Genomic DNA, 16,500 nt, shown 5'->3' with positions numbered 1-16,500 from the left:
CTTTCCGCACCCCGTCCGGGGCGCAATGTCCTTGCACCTTCAGCGCTGCGGGGGGGGCGGTCGCACTGGCGGCGCAGCCAAGCCTGCCCTGTTCGTGCGCCAATCGGCGCCGCAGGCGCCGAAAGGCCGGGAGCCGCCCGAACCTACGCGAGGAAGCCAGGCGGACCGGATGGCCCGCGCCCGGCGTATGAGGGCGATAACAAAAACGCCGGACTGGTCTCCCAGCCCGGCGCCTTGGTGATTGTGTAACGAGGAAAGCGAGAGATTAATCTTCGCTCTTTTCTTCCTGTTCTTCGGCAGCATCCGCATCGGGACCCTGCTCGGTGGCTGCAACGCCGTCTGCCGGTACTTCCTCGTCGCTGTCGCCTTCTTCTTCGCTCTTCTTGAGAGCAGATGGAGCGACAAGCGTTGCGATGGTGTAGTCGCGATCTGTGATCGCGCTTTCGGCACCGTCAGGCAGGGTGACTTCACTGATGTGAATGGAATCGCCGACTTCCTTGCCCTCGACCGAAATCTCGATCTGGTCAGGGATTTTGTCGGATGCGCAGATAAGGTCGAGCTCGTGACGCACCACGTTGAGCACGCCGCCCTTTTCGAGGCCAGGCGATTGCTTTTCGTTGATGAACACAACCGGGATCTGGACTTCGATCTTGGCGTCTTTGGAAAGACGCAGGAAATCGACATGTGTCGGGCGATCGGTGACCGGGTGCAGAGCGACGTCCTTCGGGATCGTGCGAACCTTTTTCCCGCCGACTTCGACCTGAACGATCGAATTCATGAAGTGACCGGTGTTGAGCATCCGGACCAATTCCTTGGCTTCCAGATGGATGGGAGTGGGTTCTTCCTTACCGCCGTAGATAACAGCGGGGACCCGACCTTCGCGGCGAAGTGCACGGGAGGCTCCCTTGCCTGCCCGTTCGCGCGCTTCGGCCGGCAATGTAAGAGCTTCGCTCATGATACAAGCCTTTCGAATGCATTGTTAGATATGTGTTATCGGTGGCCGCCTCCAGGGATGACCAAGACACCGAAGTGCGCGCCCCTACCGGTACGGCCGCCGCTTGGCAAGATATTACTGGCCCAGGCGCGTGACGCGGTAACCGCGCTCTTCCAGCATGGTCACCAGACTGTGCGCGCCGACCATGTGGCCTGTGCCGACAGCGATGAGCGGGCGCGGAGCGGCCTTTAGATCGCTCTCCAGCATGTCCGCCCAGCGCCGGTTGCGCCGAACGATCAGAGCCTCGCGCAATTCCGGGTCCGCCATGATCCCGGTGCGCGTTGCTTCCTCGAGGATTTCGGTGTCCCCTTTCAACCAGGCATTACGCAGTCGGCCAGGGCGTTTGAGCGTCTGTTCAACCTCGAGAATAACACCTTCAAGCAGGTCGCGCTGATCGTCTTCTGAAAGACTGTCGAATATACTCAGCTGCGCCAAGGCTCCTTCGAACTCGCGTACGCCGCGTTCGGCAAAGTCGCGCGTCACCGCTCGGTCGACACCATTGGCCGGGTCACCGGTGGCGGCGACGCGGGCGATGATGAGCGCGGCTGCCCATGTCTCTACCGCGCTGAAATCGCTTTCGGAACGGTTGGACCGTTCAATGATCTCCCGGAGGGCAGGTCGCAGACCCGGATCGACGCGCTGCGTAAGCGCTGGCTGCCCTGGTGACGTGGCAAGTTCATTGAAGGTGCGCCCGATTGCCGCGCTATCATCCAACGCTGCGATTTCGACGATCAGGTAGTCGGCCTGATCCACCACTTGTTGGACAGCTTCGGTACGCCATTCGGCACCATCGGGAAGAGCGTGGATCGTGCCCAGCATCCACCCTTCGACGGTGCCATCTTCGCTTGTAATTTCGAAGACAAGCGGATTGGTGTCCGGTAAAAGTTCCTGCGGCGTCTCCGAACAGCCGGCCAAAGCCAGCGCGCCCAGAAACGCCGCAAGGAGATTACTTCGCGTCGGGGTCACTGCACCCGGTTTACGGTGATCCCGCGGGTTGACAGGTAATCCTGCACGCTGCGTTCACCGGCAAGGTGCCCGGCACCCACGGCGATAAAGACCGTACCCGGATCGTCCATGCGGGCATCGATCCATTCGGCCCAGTTTTCGTTGCGCATATACAGCAATTGTTCGGCGAGATTGGGGTGCGCCATCATGCCTTCGTTCATGAGGTTGCCGAGTTCCTCGACGTCGCCTTCCGACCATTCGGCCACAAGCTGATTGAGCGTCTCGATCCCGGCCATCGGATCCTCTGCACCTTCCAACAGGAACAGGATCTGCTGATCGACGGGGAGTTCATCGAAAATCGAAATCTGGAATTCGAGAGTCTCCAGCGCCACGCGCTCCGTGCCTTCGGGGACGGTCGCCTCGAGAACCTTTTCGACACCGAGATCGTCGCTGAAGCCCGACGCTTGCGTCACGATCTGAAGCAGGGCGATCGATGCAAGCCACGGTTCCATTCCGTCGAATGCCTGTGCCGGGATGCCGACTTTCGCCAATCCCTCTTCGTACGTGGTGCGCTGTTCATCGGTCATGAGGCTGCGGAGGGTCTGGCCGTCGGTCAGCATTCCCTTTCCTGCGATCAGCTGCCCCATCGACGCAGTGAGCTCAGGGTTCATGTCGATTTCCGTGACTAGCGAGCCGGAGCTCGAAATCGCGTCTCTCACAGGGCCGCTGTACCAATCGATGTCTTCCGGCAGCATATGCACCGTACCGAACAGATAGATCGTCGTGTCTTCGTCGGAAACTTCCCAAAGCGCAGGGACACCGGGCTGCGCTTCGACAGCTTCAGTGGCTTCGGAGACTTCTTCAGCTTCGGTGGCTTCGGCCTCTTCAGTCTGTTCGACAGCTTCGGTGTCCACCTCCTGTGCGATTGCAGGGGCCCCGGCGAAGAGAGCGAACGCGCCAACGGTTGAACAGAGCAGTGCGTTGAATTTCATGAAAGCTTCCCTTTGATTGAAACGACAATGTTTCGGCAATTCGGTAAAGTAGAAAAGATGTGCACGCGCAGTACGACGCGCAGAAATTACGCATGCCTTGTTAGATACGCAATTCAGAATCCGCCAGAGCTGTTATCGCAATCCAAAGCGTTAAGCCTGCTGGCCGATCCTATGGTCTTGCCCCGTCGTCGAAAATATCTTCAATGGGCATGTCGAATAAGCGCGAAATGCGGAACGCGAGCGGTAAGGACGGGTCGTGCTTGCCCGTCTCTATCGCATTCACGGCCTGCCGCGACACATCGAGGCGCCCCGCGAGTTCCGCCTGGCTCCAATCGCGTTCGGCGCGCAGGACCTTGAGACGATTCTTCACGCGCGATCTCTCAAGCGCTTGATGAGCACCGCCATCAGATACGCAGTCATGGCTGCGAGCGGTCCGAGGCGGAAATCGGCAGCGGACAGGTTTTCGAATGCGGGGGTGAACGCATCTGCAAGCAGAAACAGGACACTGGCGGCAAAGGCGGCAGACGTCCCCGCATGCCATGTTGCTAGAGTGTATTCGTCTTTCGTTCGAAACAGGAACATCAGTGCTGATGATGCCAAAACCAGTCCTGCGGCCAAACCTGCCACGAAACTGGGCAGGGTGTTCAGGTAGCCCGTCCAGAGAATGATCACAGCCGCAGACGCCGTGAGATGGCTGATAAAGAAATTGTCTGCCCCGCTTTTCGATTTGGATATCTGCATTGTTCCATCCCTTGTCATGAACACCTTCCTAAATGTCAGGTTATAGTGACTTTATGCGGCTCCTCTTTTCAGATGTCAACTATACCTTACAAATAGTAATGCGAGCGTGACTAGAGCCGCAGAATTCCGGGAGTAGCGGATCCTTTCCGTGCGCCATGTTGCGGTGCGGCATTGACGCTTTGTGGGCCATCCGCCAAAGCCTCGGGCCATGGAATCCGAGGTCAAAACCGCCACGCGCGAATCGTCTGCGGGCACGCGCGATCCGAGCCGCTCTTTCCAGGACATGATCCTGACGCTGCACGACTTCTGGTCGGCGGCGGGCTGCGTGATCCTGCAACCCTATGACATGCGGATGGGGGCAGGGACGTTTCATACCGCGACGACGCTGCGCGCGCTCGGTCCGGAGCCGTGGAATGCGGCATTCGTTCAGCCTTGCCGCCGCCCGACCGATGGCCGCTATGGAGAGAATCCGAACCGGCTGCAGCATTATTACCAGTATCAGGTCATCCTGAAGCCGAGCCCGGCCGACATTCAGGAGCTTTATCTCGACAGCCTGAAAGCCATCGGTGTCGACCCGCTGAAACACGACATCCGCTTCGTCGAAGATGATTGGGAAAGCCCGACGCTCGGTGCGTGGGGCCTGGGCTGGGAAGTGTGGTGCGACGGGATGGAAGTCACCCAGTTCACGTATTTCCAGCAGATGGGCGGGTTCGATTGCAAGCCGGTGGCGGGCGAACTGACCTACGGGCTCGAACGGCTTGCGATGTATATCCAGGGCGTCGACAATGTGTACGACCTCGATTTCAACGGCCGCGGCGTATCGTATGGCGAGGTCTTCCTTGAAAACGAAAAGCAGATGTCGAAATGGAATTTCGAGGTTGCGGACACCGATGCGCTGTTCGACCTCTTCGCCAAGGCCGAGGCTGAGTGCCGCAACGCACTCGGCAACAACGTGCCGATTGCCGCCTATGAACAGGCGATCGAAGCCAGCCATATCTTCAATCTGTTGCAGGCACGCGGCGTGATCAGCGTGCAGGAACGCGCCAGCTATATGGGCCGCGTCCGCGATCTCGCGCGCTCGTCCTGCGAAACCTATGCCGAGCAGATGGCGCCGACATGGGAAGCGAAGTTTCCCGGATGGAGCCTCATCTGATGGCCGATTTCCTGCTTGAGCTTCGATCCGAAGAGATACCTGCGCGGATGCAGGCTGGCGCGCGGGCCGAGCTGGAAAAGCTGTTTCGGCGCGAGATGGATGCAGCCGGTGTTGCAGTCGGCGACCTGACCGTATGGTCGACCCCGCGCCGCCTTGCGCTGATTGCGAAGGGTCTGCCGACCGAGACCGAGGCCGTGCACGAGGAAGCCAAGGGCCCACCTGTAGGCGCGCCCGATCAGGCGGTGGACGGTTTCTGCCGCAAGAACGGGGTAGAGCGCGGCGCGCTCGAAGTGCGCGATGTGAAGGGTCGCGAGACGTATTTTGCCGTGATCGAGAAACCCGGCCAAGCGGTCAGCGACCTGCTTGCCGCCGCAATCCCGGCGATCATCCGCGATTTCTCCTGGCCCAAGAGCATGCGCTGGGGCGACGCCTCGCTCAGCAGTGAAAGCCTGCGCTGGGTGCGCCCGCTATCCGGCATCGTCGCGCTGCTGGGCGGAGAGGTCGTGCCATGCATCATGGACGGCCTCGCCAGCGGACGGGAGACCGTGGGCCACCGCTTTCATTCCGATGGCGTGATCACGATCGACGGCGCGGACGATTATGCGGACAAGCTGCGCAGCGCATCGGTGATCGTCGATCACGAGGAGCGCGCAGCGATGATCCGTGATGGCGCAAAGACCGCTGCCGAGGCGGCGGGACTCGCGCTGGTCGAGGATGAGGGACTTGTGACCGAGAATGCGGGCCTGACCGAATGGCCGGTCCCGCTGCTCGGGCGCTTCGACGAACAATATCTCGATGTGCCGCCAGAGGTCATTCAGCTTACCGCGCGGGTGAACCAGAAATATTTCGTGTGCGAAGACGCTGCGAATGATGGCCAGAACCGCCTCGCCAATGCCTTCGTCTGCACCGCGAACATCGCGGCGGCGGATCCGGCGGTGGTCGTCGATGGCAACCGCAAGGTCCTCGCGGCAAGGCTGTCCGACGCGAGGTTCTTCTGGGAGCTCGACCAGAAGACGACGCTCGCCGAGCACGCCAAGAAGCTGGAGCGGATTACGTTTCACGAGAAGCTGGCCACGGTTGCCGACAAGGTCGAGCGCGTGGCGAAACTGGCGCGCTGGCTGTGCGAGGAGGGCATCGTCAACGGCGACCCCGATCTCGCGGAGCAGGCCGCGCAGCTGTGCAAGGCCGATCTCGTCACCGAAATGGTCGGCGAGTTTCCTGAGTTGCAGGGCCTGATGGGCGGATATTACGCCGAGAAGGAAGGCCTGCCGCTAGAGGTCGCGCACGCGATCCGCGATCACTACAAGCCGGTCGGGCAGGGCGACGAAGTGCCAACCGCGCCCGTGACGGTGGCGGTGTCGTTGGCGGATAAGCTGGATACGCTTGCAGCATTCTTCGAGATTGAGGAATTTCCGACGGGCTCGAAGGACCCATTTGCGCTAAGACGGGCTGCAATCGGAGTCTTGAGGCTCGTCCGAGAAAATGGGCTTAAGCTTCATCTTGGAATGGCGCTTGGGCTCGGGTGGCTCGGTCATCATAGTGATCGGCAGCTTTCGGATGCTGATATCGACCGCCGGAAGATAATCACATCGGTGCCCTATTTTTTGAATGACCGCTTGTCAGTAGTTTTGAAAGAGGCTGGCATTCGTCATGACTACGTTGCTGCCTCCACGGATTGGAATTGGTCGGTTGACGGGCGCATCGACCGGGTCGAGGCGAGAGCCCGCGCACTGACTAACTTCCTCGGCTCTGAAGACGGCACCAACCTCCTCGCAGGCTACAAGCGTGCGGCGAATATCCTCAAGAAAGAGGATTACGACGCTTCCGCGTCCATGGAACCCGAGCACACGGGCGAGGAAGACCCGCTTGCGCTCGCGGGCAAGCCGGAATTCGACGCCGTCATCGCTGAAACCGGTCAGACGGATGGCAAATCGCTTTCCTACTCGCCCGAACCCGCCGAAAAGGCCTTGATCGACGCGCTCGACGTGGCGGCACCAAAGGCGGCTTCGTCCGTTGAGAGCGAAGACTTCGAGGCCGCCATGGCCGCGCTCGCAAGCCTGCGCGCGCCGATCGACGCTTTCTTTGAGGATGTAATTGTCAATGACCCTGATCAGGACAAACGCGCGGCCCGCCTTGCCCTGCTCGCGCGGTTCCGCGATGCGGTCCACAAGGTCGCCGATTTCAGCCGTATCGAAGGGTGAAACCGTGTTGGACAATTGTCATGCATATCCAACATCGTGATTGAGCATTAATTACAGACGCTTAAAGGCGTTTCTTCAGGGTGACATGTTGGACAATGTGTCAAGCAAAGTAGGAAATTAAATGTCGCAGCAAACGGTCTATCATTTCGGCGGAAATGCCGCGCATGACGATCCGCGCCAGGGCGACAAGACCGTCACCGGGGGCAAGGGCGCGAACCTTGCCGAAATGGCCAGCATCGGCCTGCCCGTGCCGCCCGGCTTCACGATCACGACCGAGCAATGCCTCGAATATCTTGCGGGCGACAAGACATTCGATAACGGCCTGAGATCCGCTGTCGCAGATGCGGTGGCGCATATAGAGCGATCGGTCGGGAAGACGTTCGGCGATGCGTCGGACCCGCTGCTTGTCTCGGTCCGTTCGGGCGCGGCAATCTCCATGCCCGGCATGATGGACACGGTGCTGAACCTTGGCCTCAATGATGAAACGGTTGAAGGCCTTGCGAATACCAGCGGCGATGCCCGTTTCGCATGGGACAGCTACCGCCGGTTCGTACAGATGTATTCCGACGTGGTGCTAGGCGTCGATCACGGCCTGTTCGAAGAAGCGCTCGAGATCACGAAGGAAGACAACGGCTATTACGCCGATACCGAGCTTTCCGCCGATGAGTGGCGGGCGCTGGTGAGCGAGTTCAAATCCATCGTCCAGACCGAGCTGGGGGAGCCGTTCCCGCAGGACCCGCAGGCACAGCTGTGGGGCGCGATCGGTGCGGTTTTCGATAGCTGGGATACCGATCGGGCGAAGATTTACCGCCGTCTCAATGATATCCCGCACGATATGGGCACCGCCGTCAACGTGCAGGCGATGGTGTTCGGCAATATGGGCGACACCAGTGCGACCGGTGTTGCGTTCACGCGCGATCCCGCGACCGGTGCGCGCGCCTATTACGGCGAATATCTTATCAACGCGCAGGGCGAAGACGTGGTCGCCGGCATTCGTACCCCGCAATACCTGACCAAGGATGCGCGGGAGGCGGCAGGCGCCAAACCGCTCAGCATGGAAGAGGCCATGCCGGACGCATATGGCGAGCTGGCGCGTGTGTTCGACCTGCTCGAAGGGCATTACAGGGACATGCAGGATATCGAGTTTACCGTGGAACGCGGCAAGCTCTGGATGCTGCAGACGCGCAGTGGGAAGCGCACGGCGAAAGCGGCGCTGAAAATGGCGGTCGACATGGTCGGAGAAGGCCTGATCGAAGAGCAAGAAGCCGTACGCCGGGTCGATCCCATGGCGCTCGACCAATTGCTTCACCCGACGCTCGATCCCTCGGCAGAGCGCAATGTGCTTGCCACTGGCCTGCCCGCGTCGCCGGGGGCGGCGGCGGGTAAAATCGTGCTGGACGCCGACACGGCCGAGCAATGGTCCCAGCGCGGCGACAAGGTGATCCTGGTCCGCGTCGAAACCAGTCCCGAGGACATCCACGGCATGCACGCGGCGCAGGGTATCCTGACCGCCCGCGGCGGCATGACGTCACACGCGGCGGTCGTTGCACGCGGGATGGGCAGGCCGTGCGTATCGGGCGCGAGCGGTGTGACGATCGATCGCAAGACAAGAACGCTGCGGATCGGCTCGCAAGAGCTGAAAGAAGGCGACGAGATCACGCTCGACGGGGCGAACGGTCAGGTCATGCTCGGCATCGTCCCGACCGTGAAGCCGGAACTGGCGGGCGATTTTGGCACATTGATGGTGTGGGCGGACAAGCTGCGCCGGATGAAGGTGCGAACCAATGCGGAAACGCCGGACGATTGCCGGATGGCGCGGCAATTCGGCGCCGAGGGCATCGGGCTTTGCCGCACCGAGCACATGTTCTTCGATGCCGGTCGTATCAGTGCGGTCCGGCAGATGATCCTTGCCGAGGATGAGAAGGGGCGCCGCAAGGCGCTCGAAATGCTGCTGCCCGAACAGCGCGCCGATTTCACCGGTATCTTCGAGGTCATGACGGGCCTCCCGTGCACGATCCGTCTGCTCGATCCGCCGCTCCACGAATTCCTGCCCACGCAGGATGCGGATTTCGAAGATCTCGCCGATGCAACCGGGCTTGGGGTCGATCACCTCAAGCGCCGTGCGGGCGAGCTGCATGAATTCAACCCGATGCTCGGTCATCGCGGCTGCAGGCTCGGCATAACCTTTCCCGAAATCTACGAGATGCAGGCACGGGCGATCTTCGAAGCTGTCTGCGCCGTACAGAAATCGAGCGGCGAAGCTCCTCTGCCCGAGATAATGATCCCGCTCGTCGCGACTAAGCGCGAACTGGAATTGCTGCGGGCGCTTGTCGACCGCGTGGCCGAAGAGGTGTTTGCAGAGCAGGGCGAGCGGGTCGATTACCTGGTCGGCACCATGATCGAACTGCCGCGCGCCGCATTGATGGCCGGAGAGATCGCACACCACGGTGAATTCTTCAGCTTCGGTACGAACGATTTGACCCAGACGACCCTTGGCGTGTCGCGCGATGATTCAGCGCGCTTCCTCGCCCCCTATGTCGACAAGGGGATATTCCCGCGCGATCCGTTCGTTAGCCTCGACATCGACGGGGTCGGACAGCTGGTCGAAATGGCGGCGGAACGGGGCAGGGCGACCCGACCCGATATCAAGCTCGGCATTTGCGGAGAGCATGGCGGCGATCCTGCCAGCATCGCGTTCTGCGAGAAAGTCGGCCTCGATTACGTAAGCGCCTCTCCGTACCGCGTGCCGATCGCCCGGCTCGCTGCGGCGCAGGCGGCGCTCAGGGGTTAACGCCAACCGGTCAGGGTGAGGATTTCAAACGTCTCGGTAACCTTGCCGTCGTCATCCCGCAAAGCATCGAAGGCGGCTTGAGCCCGGGCCCAGCCAATGCGCGTAATGGGCGGGGCAGGGCTGGCAAGCGAACTGGTCAGACCGTGGTCGCGAAGATCCGCGATCATCCGGTCGAGCGAGGAGAAGCGAACTCTGACCGGATAGCTGTCCACGACCTGGCGGGAGAACCCGGCACGTTCGAGGAGGGCAGTCCCAGCGCGGTTGTCGACCTGCGGATGGATGCGGGCCGCGGGCCGATCGCCGTCTGCGACCAAGGCTAGCTGTCGGAGCACCGGTACGCTGCCCGCTCCCGGAAAAGCGGCCATGAACAATCCTCCGTCGATGAGCGCATTTCGGGCGTGGATGAGCGCGCCGGGAAGATCGTTGACCACGCCGAGGCCAAGGAGGTGAACGATCAGGTCGTGGGCCTCGAACGGACCAGGCCGTTCCTCGTCGAACTCGCCGAGCGGTGCGGCGGTCACAGCGTTGATTTGCGATCCGAGTGCGTCCGAAAGATCCGCGGGGGCAGGCCCGACTACCAGCGGTTTCTTCGCGGCAAACCGCATGAAGTCGAGCCGCTCGGCAATGTCGTCCGTCATCATTCGGACGAGATAATCCGCGCCATCAGCGGCGTTGCGGCGAAACCTGGCGCGCTGCCATTTCGCGGCGGCACGCTGGCGGTCGAAGATTTTCGGCGGCGCGGAGTTCATCGCTCAGCCCACTGCCGCGCTTGCCCAGAGACTGCAAGCCGTGGCAAGCATTGGCGATGAAGTTCGCCGCACAGATTGCCGGTGGTTTGAGCCCGGTGATTGACCTTGTCTATCCTCCGCGGTGTCCACTTTGCGGGGATGCCGTGGCCGTGCAGGGCGGGATGTGCGCGGAGTGCTGGGGCAATCTTGAAGTTCCCGGAACCCCCGCCTGCATCCGCTGCAACCGGCCGGTTGCGAATGGCGTTACCAATTGCGCCGGGTGCGAGAGCAAGGCGCCGCGCCATGCAGGCGTGCACGCGGCGACGCTATATAACGATGCATCGCGGAAGCTCATTCTTGCATTCAAACATGGCGGCAAAATCTCGCTCGCGGGGTTGCTTGCCCGATTGATGGCGTCGCGGCTGCCAGATTTTGTGAGCGAGCCGCCCCTGTTGGTGCCAGTGCCCTTGCACCGCTGGCGACTCTGGCATCGCGGTTTCAATCAGGCTGCCTTGCTCGCCCGAGAACTGGAGCGCCTTGGCAAAGGCGAATTGCTGGTCGACGCGCTGATCCGAGCGAAGCGAACACCAAACCTCGGCGGCTTGGGGAGGGGGCAGCGCGAGCAAGCTCTGGTCGGTGCGATATCGGTTCGAAATTCTCGCGTCCACCAATTCAGGGATCGCGATATCATGCTGGTGGATGACGTGTTGACCAGCGGCGCGACGAGCGATGCATGTGTGGATGCGCTGCTGGATGCAGGCGCCCGATCGGTTCGCATCGCGTGCTTCGCGCGCGTCGTGGATGGATCGGGAATGGGCGGAAAAGCGAGAAATCCGGGCCCAAAACATAACGCCCGAGGTCATGAAGACCTCGGGCGCCACGTGACGAAATGATGCGGAACCGCTCTTAAGAGCTCAGATGGCCACCCCCTAACTTGGCCATCAGGATCCTATCCCTCATCGTTCAACCAGACCAATCCAACACCCCGCTGTTGGGCCTTGATCTGACCACCCCCTGAACCTGGCACTGTACCGCGCCGATGTTCGGTGGAGAGCTTTTGACGGCTCGTGCGAGCTTTCTTCCATTCGACGGAGAGATTCGAAAGATGAAACATCTGTCACATCCGATTTTGGCTAACATCTGTTGTCATAGTGCAACAAATCGTCGCAACTGGTGACCCGTTGGGCGTCATCCCGTATCGATGCGAGACGAAATGAGGAGCCGACAACCAGTGAACGATAATTCAGTATCCCGCGAGGAGCGCGAATCCGGATCGCGTTTCGTCCCGAAGTTCGATTCGAATGGCTTGCTGACCGCTGTGGTCGTCGATGTCGATTCGAAAGATGTGCTCGTCGTCGCCTTCATGAATGCCGAAGCTCTGGCGCGCACGCGAGAGAGCGGCAATGTCCACTTCTGGTCACGATCTCGCGGCAGATTGTGGCTGAAAGGCGAGACCTCGGGCAATTTCCTGAAGGTGGAGAAAATGTTGGTCGATTGCGATCAGGATGCTCTGGTCATTCATGCGTCGCCTGATGGCCCGACGTGCCACACGGGAGCGCGATCCTGTTTCTATCGGCGGCTCGATCCGGACGCTGACGATGCGAGCGCACTGTTCTCGGCTTCCCGTTAAGGTTAGGGGTTGACGTTCACGTAAAGGGAAGGTAGGTGGTCATACATGGCTACCGCACCTGCAAACGAAAACACGCGAAATGTCACCGGATCAGAGAGCCGCCGCAATGGCGCGCACCTCGACAGGCCTGACAAGCATGAGCGTGAGCAATTTTCGATCTCCGACCTGACCTCCGAATTTGGTTGCACCGCACGCGCGCTCCGCTTTTATGAGGACGAAGGGCTTATCAGTCCGGCACGCGTCGGTCTGACCCGCGTTTACTCGAAGCGCGATCGTGCTCGGCTTGCGTGGATCATGCGGGCCAAGAATGTCGGCTTCAGCCTCACCGAAATTCGCGAGATGATCGATCTGTATGATCTCGACGATGGCCGAGTAGAGCAGCGCCGTGTCACGGTTGAGAAATGCAAAGCGCACATCGCCAAGCTCAAAGCTCAACGAGCGGACATCGATTCCTCGATCAAGGAATTGACCGACTTCGTTACCGATATCCAAAATCTAGATCTTGGATAGTGATATCCAAAAACTCGATCCGCTCTAAAATCGGCCTTGATCGCCGAGTCGCCAACAATAATCTTCAAACGCTCATCAAGGGAATCTTTTGATGCCGACTTATACCGCTCCAACCCGCGACACCCGTTTCGTAATCAACGAAATGCTCGATCTGGCAAGCTACGGAAATCTTCCAGGTTTCGAAAATGCGACGCCCGACATGATCGATGCGATTGTGAACGAAGCCGGCAAGTTCGCCTCCGAAGTTCTCGCTCCAATCAACCAGATCGGTGACGAGCAGGGCTGCACCCGTCATGAAGACGGCTCGGTTACGACGCCCGACGGGTTCAAGGAAGCGTACGATGCCTATGTCGAGGGTGGTTGGGGCACGCTTGCGAAGCCCGAGGAATATGGCGGGCAGGGTCTGCCGCATGTGCTCGGCTTCGTGATGGAAGAATTTACTGCCACCGCCAATCAGGCGTTCGGCATGTATCCTGGCCTGACCAATGGCGCATCGGCGGCGATCGAAGCCGCTGGTTCGCAGGAGCAGAAAGATACTTACCTGCCGAAGATGATTTCGGGTGAATGGTCCGGCACGATGAACCTGACCGAGCCGCATTGCGGCACCGACCTCGGCATGATCCGCACCAAGGCGGAGCCGCAGGGCGATGGATCGTACAAGATCACCGGGACCAAGATTTTCATCTCCGCCGGCGAACACGACCTGACGAGCAATATCATTCACCTGGTGCTCGCGAAGACCCCAGGCGCCCCTGACAGTTCAAAGGGCATTTCGCTCTTCATCGTGCCGAAGTTTCTCCTCGACGAAAACGGCGAACCGGGTGAACGCAATGGCGTGAGCTGCGGTTCGATCGAAAAGAAAATGGGCATCCATGGCAACTCGACGTGTGTCCTCAATTACGACGGGGCCACCGGATATATGGTTGGCGAAGAAAACAAGGGTCTCGCCGCCATGTTCGTTATGATGAACGCAGCGCGCCTCGGGGTCGGTATGCAGGGCCTCGCGCAGGCTGAAGTCAGCTATCAGAACGCCGTGAACTACGCGCTCGATCGCCGTCAGGGCCGCGCGCTCTCCGGACCGGCCGAACCTGAAAAGCAGGCCGACCCGATCTTCGTTCATCCCGATGTTCGCCGTATGCTGATGGACGCGAAGGTCTTCAACGAAGGCATGCGTGCGCTGTGTCTGTGGGGTGCGCTTCAGGTTGACCTGACGCACAAGGCTCAGACCGAGGAAGAGCGCGGGCTCGCCGATGAACTGATTGGCCTCATGACTCCCGTCATCAAGGGTTACGGCACTGACAAGGGCTATGACATCGCGAACAACATGCAGCAGGTCTATGGCGGACACGGCTATGTCAAGGAATGGGGCATGGAGCAGTTCGTGCGCGATAGCCGCATCGCCATGATCTACGAAGGCACGAACGGCGTGCAGGCGATGGATCTGTGCGGACGCAAGCTCGCATCGAAGGGCGGCAAGGCCGTGCAGGCATTTTTCGCCATGATTGACGAGGAAATCGCCGCTGCGAAGCAGGATGAAGCCCTAAAGGATCTGGCAGAGCGCCTTGAAAAAGCACTCGGAGAACAGAAAGCCGCGACGATGTGGTTCATGCAAAACGCCATGCAGAACCCGAACCATCTCGGCGCCGGCGCGCATCATTACATGCACATCATGGGCATCGTGACGCTCGGCTTTTTCTGGTTGAAGATGGCAAAGGTAGCGAAGGACGCTCTGGCCGGTGAACCGGAAGACAAGGCGTTCTACGAAGCGAAGCTGACTTCCGCTGCATATTATGCCGAACGCTTCCTGCCCGACGCCGGCGCTCTGCGCCGCAAGCTTGAGGCGGGCAGCGACAACATGATGAAGCTGTCGGAAGAGGCATTCGCCACAGCAGCCTGATCGAATACGAAATCGTCACGCAAAGAGGCTCGGGAGTGGGGACTCCCGAGCCTTTTTCGTTGGGTCCGACCATTTTGGAGTCACATTTCGCCGCGTTCCGCGCGGGCGAAGACCGTCTCCCAATCGGCCAGATTGTCCCTGGCATCGCGGACGAAATGACTGCGTCGAACATAGCCCAGCGTTGCGGCGGCAAGCCACGAACCGGGGGCCTTGAGCGGGCGAGCCACCTGGCACAGCAGTATGATCCGCGCCTCGTCAGTGTCGTTGTGAACCTCATGCTCGTAAGTGTCGTCAAAGAGGGTCCATTTGCCCTCATCCCAATGCAGGCGCTGATCGCCCACCCGCATCCAGCATGAGGCGCGATCGCGCGGGATTTCTAGCCCGAGATGCGCGGTGATGAATGCTTTCGTGACGCCGCGATGGGGTACGATCCGCGCGCCTGGAGCAAGGATCGAGAAGAATGCGGAGTTCAGGCCGGGAATACTGCTCACCAGTTCCGCAGTGCGAGGCGCGCGCGCGATATTTTCCTCCTGCCGGTGTCCGTAGCCGACAAGGAAGAAGCTGCGCCACGAATTGTCCCGCATGATCCGCCGATGATCGGGAGATATCTCACGGAGCGGCGGGATTGCATCGCGGTGTCGATAGATCGCCAACGCTTCCTCACGGATAGCCTGCCAATCGTCGGCGAGCGGCTGCGTCCAGTCGAAATCGGACGCATCAAACACGGGACGGTCGGATATTAGCGAACTCGATGCGATGACTGCGTTGACCTTGTGCCGCTGTTTTTTCGCAAACCGATAGTGGAGCGGCTTGGCCGATTCCCTGGCGGTCGGGGCGGCTCCATTCGACAAGTCCATCGAAACCTCCTTCGTTCGAACGATGTACTGGCAAGGCCAAGTCTATCGAACGAGCGGGGAGGTTTCTTATGAGTTTCGATCAACGCTTTTGGGAATCCGGCCTATGGCGATGCTAAGTGAGGACTCCGACGTAATCGCCTCATTCTACCGGCAGAAATTCCGGGACCGAAAGATACCGCTCACCAGTATCGTAGTTGAAGCCCATCACGCGCGATCCAGAAGAGAGATCGGGCAGTTTCTTGGCGATCGCTGCCAGGGTCGCTCCGGACGAAATGCCGATCAGCATGCCCTCTTCACGCGCGGCGCGGCGAGCCATTTCCTTGGCGTCATCGGGATCCACGGTGATGGCCCCGTCAATGGCGTCGGTGTGAAGGTTATCGGGAATAAAGCCGGCGCCAATGCCCTGAATGGGGTGCGGTCCAGGTGAGCCGCCATTTATGACCGGCGATCCTTCGGGTTCCACACCATAAGCCTTAAACCCACTCCAATGTTTTTTGAGCTCCTCAGCGCATCCAGTCAGGTGGCCGCCGGTTCCGACGCCGGTAATCAACACGTCGATCGGATTGTCGGCGAAGTCGGCCAGAATTTCCTGAGCGGTTGTACGAACATGGACGGCGACGTTCGCAGGATTCTCGAACTGGCTCGGCATCCAGGTGCCGTCGGTGTTCTCGACGATCTCGGTCGCGCGTTCGATCGCGCCTTTCATTCCCTTTTCCTTGGGCGTGAGGTCGAATGTGGCGCCGTATGCGAGCATAAGGCGGCGGCGCTCGACCGACATGCTCTCCGGCATGACCAGCACCAGTTTGTAGCCTTTCACAGCCGCTACCATAGCGAGGCCGATGCCGGTGTTCCCGCTTGTGGGTTCAACGATGGTGCCGCCCGGTTTGAGCTTGCCCGAACTCTCCGCATCCTCGACCATGGCAAGCGCAATGCGATCCTTGATCGAGCCGCCGGGATTGGCACGTTCCGATTTCAACCACACTTCGTGATCGGGAAACATACGCGACAGGCGGATGTGCGGGGTTTTGCCGATCGTTTCGAGAATGCTGTGCGCTTTCATG

Annotated in this window: 15 protein-coding genes; 7 read left to right on the top strand and 8 right to left on the bottom strand. The window is 60.2% G+C overall.

What is annotated here, in order from left to right; all coding sequences use genetic code 11:
• Positions 1 to 265: 265 nt before the first annotated feature.
• From KCG45_RS13085 to KCG45_RS13065, 5 genes are all read right to left on the bottom strand, one after another.
• Positions 266 to 955 (bottom strand): 50S ribosomal protein L25/general stress protein Ctc, encoded by a 690-nt coding sequence (locus KCG45_RS13085; RefSeq protein ID WP_218317757.1) that lies wholly within the window; start codon positions 953 to 955, stop codon positions 266 to 268.
• Positions 956 to 1,069: 114 nt separating this feature from the next.
• Positions 1,070 to 1,960: a TraB/GumN family protein gene (locus KCG45_RS13080; RefSeq protein ID WP_218317756.1), complete on the bottom strand. Its 891-nt coding sequence runs from the start codon at positions 1,958 to 1,960 to the stop codon at positions 1,070 to 1,072.
• Positions 1,957 to 2,931, bottom strand: coding sequence for a TraB/GumN family protein (locus tag KCG45_RS13075; RefSeq protein ID WP_218317755.1), 975 nt, complete (start codon positions 2,929 to 2,931; stop codon positions 1,957 to 1,959). The genes KCG45_RS13080 and KCG45_RS13075 overlap by 4 nt, the downstream gene beginning before the upstream one ends.
• A 169-nt stretch (positions 2,932 to 3,100) precedes the next feature.
• Complete coding sequence (locus KCG45_RS13070) at positions 3,101 to 3,301, bottom strand: helix-turn-helix transcriptional regulator (protein ID WP_218317754.1); 201 nt, start codon at positions 3,299 to 3,301, stop codon at positions 3,101 to 3,103.
• The gene (locus tag KCG45_RS13065) at positions 3,298 to 3,672 is read right to left on the bottom strand and encodes a hypothetical protein (protein ID WP_218317753.1); all 375 of its coding nucleotides are present in this window, start codon (positions 3,670 to 3,672) and stop codon (positions 3,298 to 3,300) included. The genes KCG45_RS13070 and KCG45_RS13065 overlap by 4 nt, the downstream gene beginning before the upstream one ends.
• Before the next feature lie 283 nt (positions 3,673 to 3,955).
• Here KCG45_RS13065 and KCG45_RS13060 point away from each other — a divergent pair, with 283 nt between their 5' ends.
• From KCG45_RS13060 to ppdK, 3 genes are all read left to right on the top strand, one after another.
• Positions 3,956 to 4,825, top strand: coding sequence for a glycine--tRNA ligase subunit alpha (locus KCG45_RS13060; protein ID WP_218318048.1), 870 nt, complete (start codon positions 3,956 to 3,958; stop codon positions 4,823 to 4,825).
• Complete coding sequence (glyS, locus tag KCG45_RS13055; RefSeq protein WP_218318047.1) at positions 4,825 to 7,026, top strand: glycine--tRNA ligase subunit beta; 2,202 nt, start codon at positions 4,825 to 4,827, stop codon at positions 7,024 to 7,026. Before KCG45_RS13060 ends, glyS begins: the two co-directional genes overlap by 1 nt.
• Before the next feature lie 121 nt (positions 7,027 to 7,147).
• Positions 7,148 to 9,817: a pyruvate, phosphate dikinase gene (gene ppdK / locus KCG45_RS13050; protein ID WP_218317752.1), complete on the top strand. Its 2,670-nt coding sequence runs from the start codon at positions 7,148 to 7,150 to the stop codon at positions 9,815 to 9,817.
• Here ppdK and KCG45_RS13045 read toward each other — a convergent pair.
• Positions 9,814 to 10,566: a methyltransferase gene (locus KCG45_RS13045; protein WP_218317751.1), complete on the bottom strand. Its 753-nt coding sequence runs from the start codon at positions 10,564 to 10,566 to the stop codon at positions 9,814 to 9,816. The two genes, ppdK and KCG45_RS13045, sit on opposite strands and share 4 nt — an antisense overlap.
• A 56-nt stretch (positions 10,567 to 10,622) precedes the next feature.
• On the opposite strand from KCG45_RS13045, the gene KCG45_RS13040 reads away from it, so the two are divergent.
• The 4 genes from KCG45_RS13040 (at position 10,623) to KCG45_RS13025 (ending at position 14,582) form a co-directional block, all read left to right on the top strand.
• Positions 10,623 to 11,438, top strand: a complete 816-nt coding sequence (locus KCG45_RS13040; RefSeq protein WP_218317750.1) for a ComF family protein — start codon at positions 10,623 to 10,625, stop codon at positions 11,436 to 11,438.
• Positions 11,439 to 11,776: 338 nt separating this feature from the next.
• Complete coding sequence (gene hisI / locus KCG45_RS13035) at positions 11,777 to 12,175, top strand: phosphoribosyl-AMP cyclohydrolase (protein WP_369410792.1); 399 nt, start codon at positions 11,777 to 11,779, stop codon at positions 12,173 to 12,175.
• A gap of 45 nt (positions 12,176 to 12,220) precedes the next feature.
• Complete coding sequence (locus tag KCG45_RS13030) at positions 12,221 to 12,685, top strand: MerR family transcriptional regulator (RefSeq protein WP_218317748.1); 465 nt, start codon at positions 12,221 to 12,223, stop codon at positions 12,683 to 12,685.
• 91 nt (positions 12,686 to 12,776) lie between these two features.
• Positions 12,777 to 14,582, top strand: a complete 1,806-nt coding sequence (locus KCG45_RS13025; protein ID WP_218317747.1) for an acyl-CoA dehydrogenase C-terminal domain-containing protein — start codon at positions 12,777 to 12,779, stop codon at positions 14,580 to 14,582.
• A gap of 80 nt (positions 14,583 to 14,662) precedes the next feature.
• Here the strand turns inward: KCG45_RS13025 and KCG45_RS13020 are convergent, their stop codons facing one another.
• Positions 14,663 to 15,439: an aspartyl/asparaginyl beta-hydroxylase domain-containing protein gene (locus KCG45_RS13020; protein WP_218317746.1), complete on the bottom strand. Its 777-nt coding sequence runs from the start codon at positions 15,437 to 15,439 to the stop codon at positions 14,663 to 14,665.
• A 139-nt stretch (positions 15,440 to 15,578) separates the two neighbouring features.
• Positions 15,579 to 16,499, bottom strand: coding sequence for a cysteine synthase A (gene cysK, locus KCG45_RS13015; RefSeq protein WP_218317745.1), 921 nt, complete (start codon positions 16,497 to 16,499; stop codon positions 15,579 to 15,581).
• Between the last annotated feature and the right edge of the window lies 1 nt (position 16,500).

Origin of the sequence: Erythrobacter ani, assembly GCF_019204025.1 — a bacterium.
GTDB classification, from domain to species: Bacteria; Pseudomonadota; Alphaproteobacteria; order Sphingomonadales; family Sphingomonadaceae; genus Erythrobacter; species Erythrobacter ani.
The sequence above is the reverse complement of the archived record's forward strand: the minus strand, read 5'-3'. Positions and strand labels throughout refer to the sequence as shown.

Bases quoted from the DNA above. Each gene is read 5' to 3' on its own strand.
- KCG45_RS13085 (WP_218317757.1), bottom strand. From the start codon at position 955: ATGAGCGAAGCTCTTACATTGCCGGCCGAAGCGCGCGAACGGGCAGGC.
- KCG45_RS13075 (WP_218317755.1), bottom strand. From the start codon at position 2,931: ATGAAATTCAACGCACTGCTCTGTTCAACCGTTGGCGCGTTCGCTCTC.
- KCG45_RS13065 (WP_218317753.1), bottom strand. From the start codon at position 3,672: ATGCAGATATCCAAATCGAAAAGCGGGGCAGACAATTTCTTTATCAGC.
- KCG45_RS13060 (WP_218318048.1), top strand. From the start codon at position 3,956: ATGATCCTGACGCTGCACGACTTCTGGTCGGCGGCGGGCTGCGTGATC.
- glyS (WP_218318047.1), top strand. From the start codon at position 4,825: ATGGCCGATTTCCTGCTTGAGCTTCGATCCGAAGAGATACCTGCGCGG.
- ppdK (WP_218317752.1), top strand. From the start codon at position 7,148: ATGTCGCAGCAAACGGTCTATCATTTCGGCGGAAATGCCGCGCATGAC.
- KCG45_RS13045 (WP_218317751.1), bottom strand. From the start codon at position 10,566: ATGAACTCCGCGCCGCCGAAAATCTTCGACCGCCAGCGTGCCGCCGCG.
- KCG45_RS13040 (WP_218317750.1), top strand. From the start codon at position 10,623: ATGAAGTTCGCCGCACAGATTGCCGGTGGTTTGAGCCCGGTGATTGAC.
- KCG45_RS13030 (WP_218317748.1), top strand. From the start codon at position 12,221: ATGGCTACCGCACCTGCAAACGAAAACACGCGAAATGTCACCGGATCA.
- KCG45_RS13025 (WP_218317747.1), top strand. From the start codon at position 12,777: ATGCCGACTTATACCGCTCCAACCCGCGACACCCGTTTCGTAATCAAC.
- KCG45_RS13020 (WP_218317746.1), bottom strand. From the start codon at position 15,439: ATGGACTTGTCGAATGGAGCCGCCCCGACCGCCAGGGAATCGGCCAAG.
- cysK (WP_218317745.1), bottom strand. From the start codon at position 16,499: ATGAAAGCGCACAGCATTCTCGAAACGATCGGCAAAACCCCGCACATC.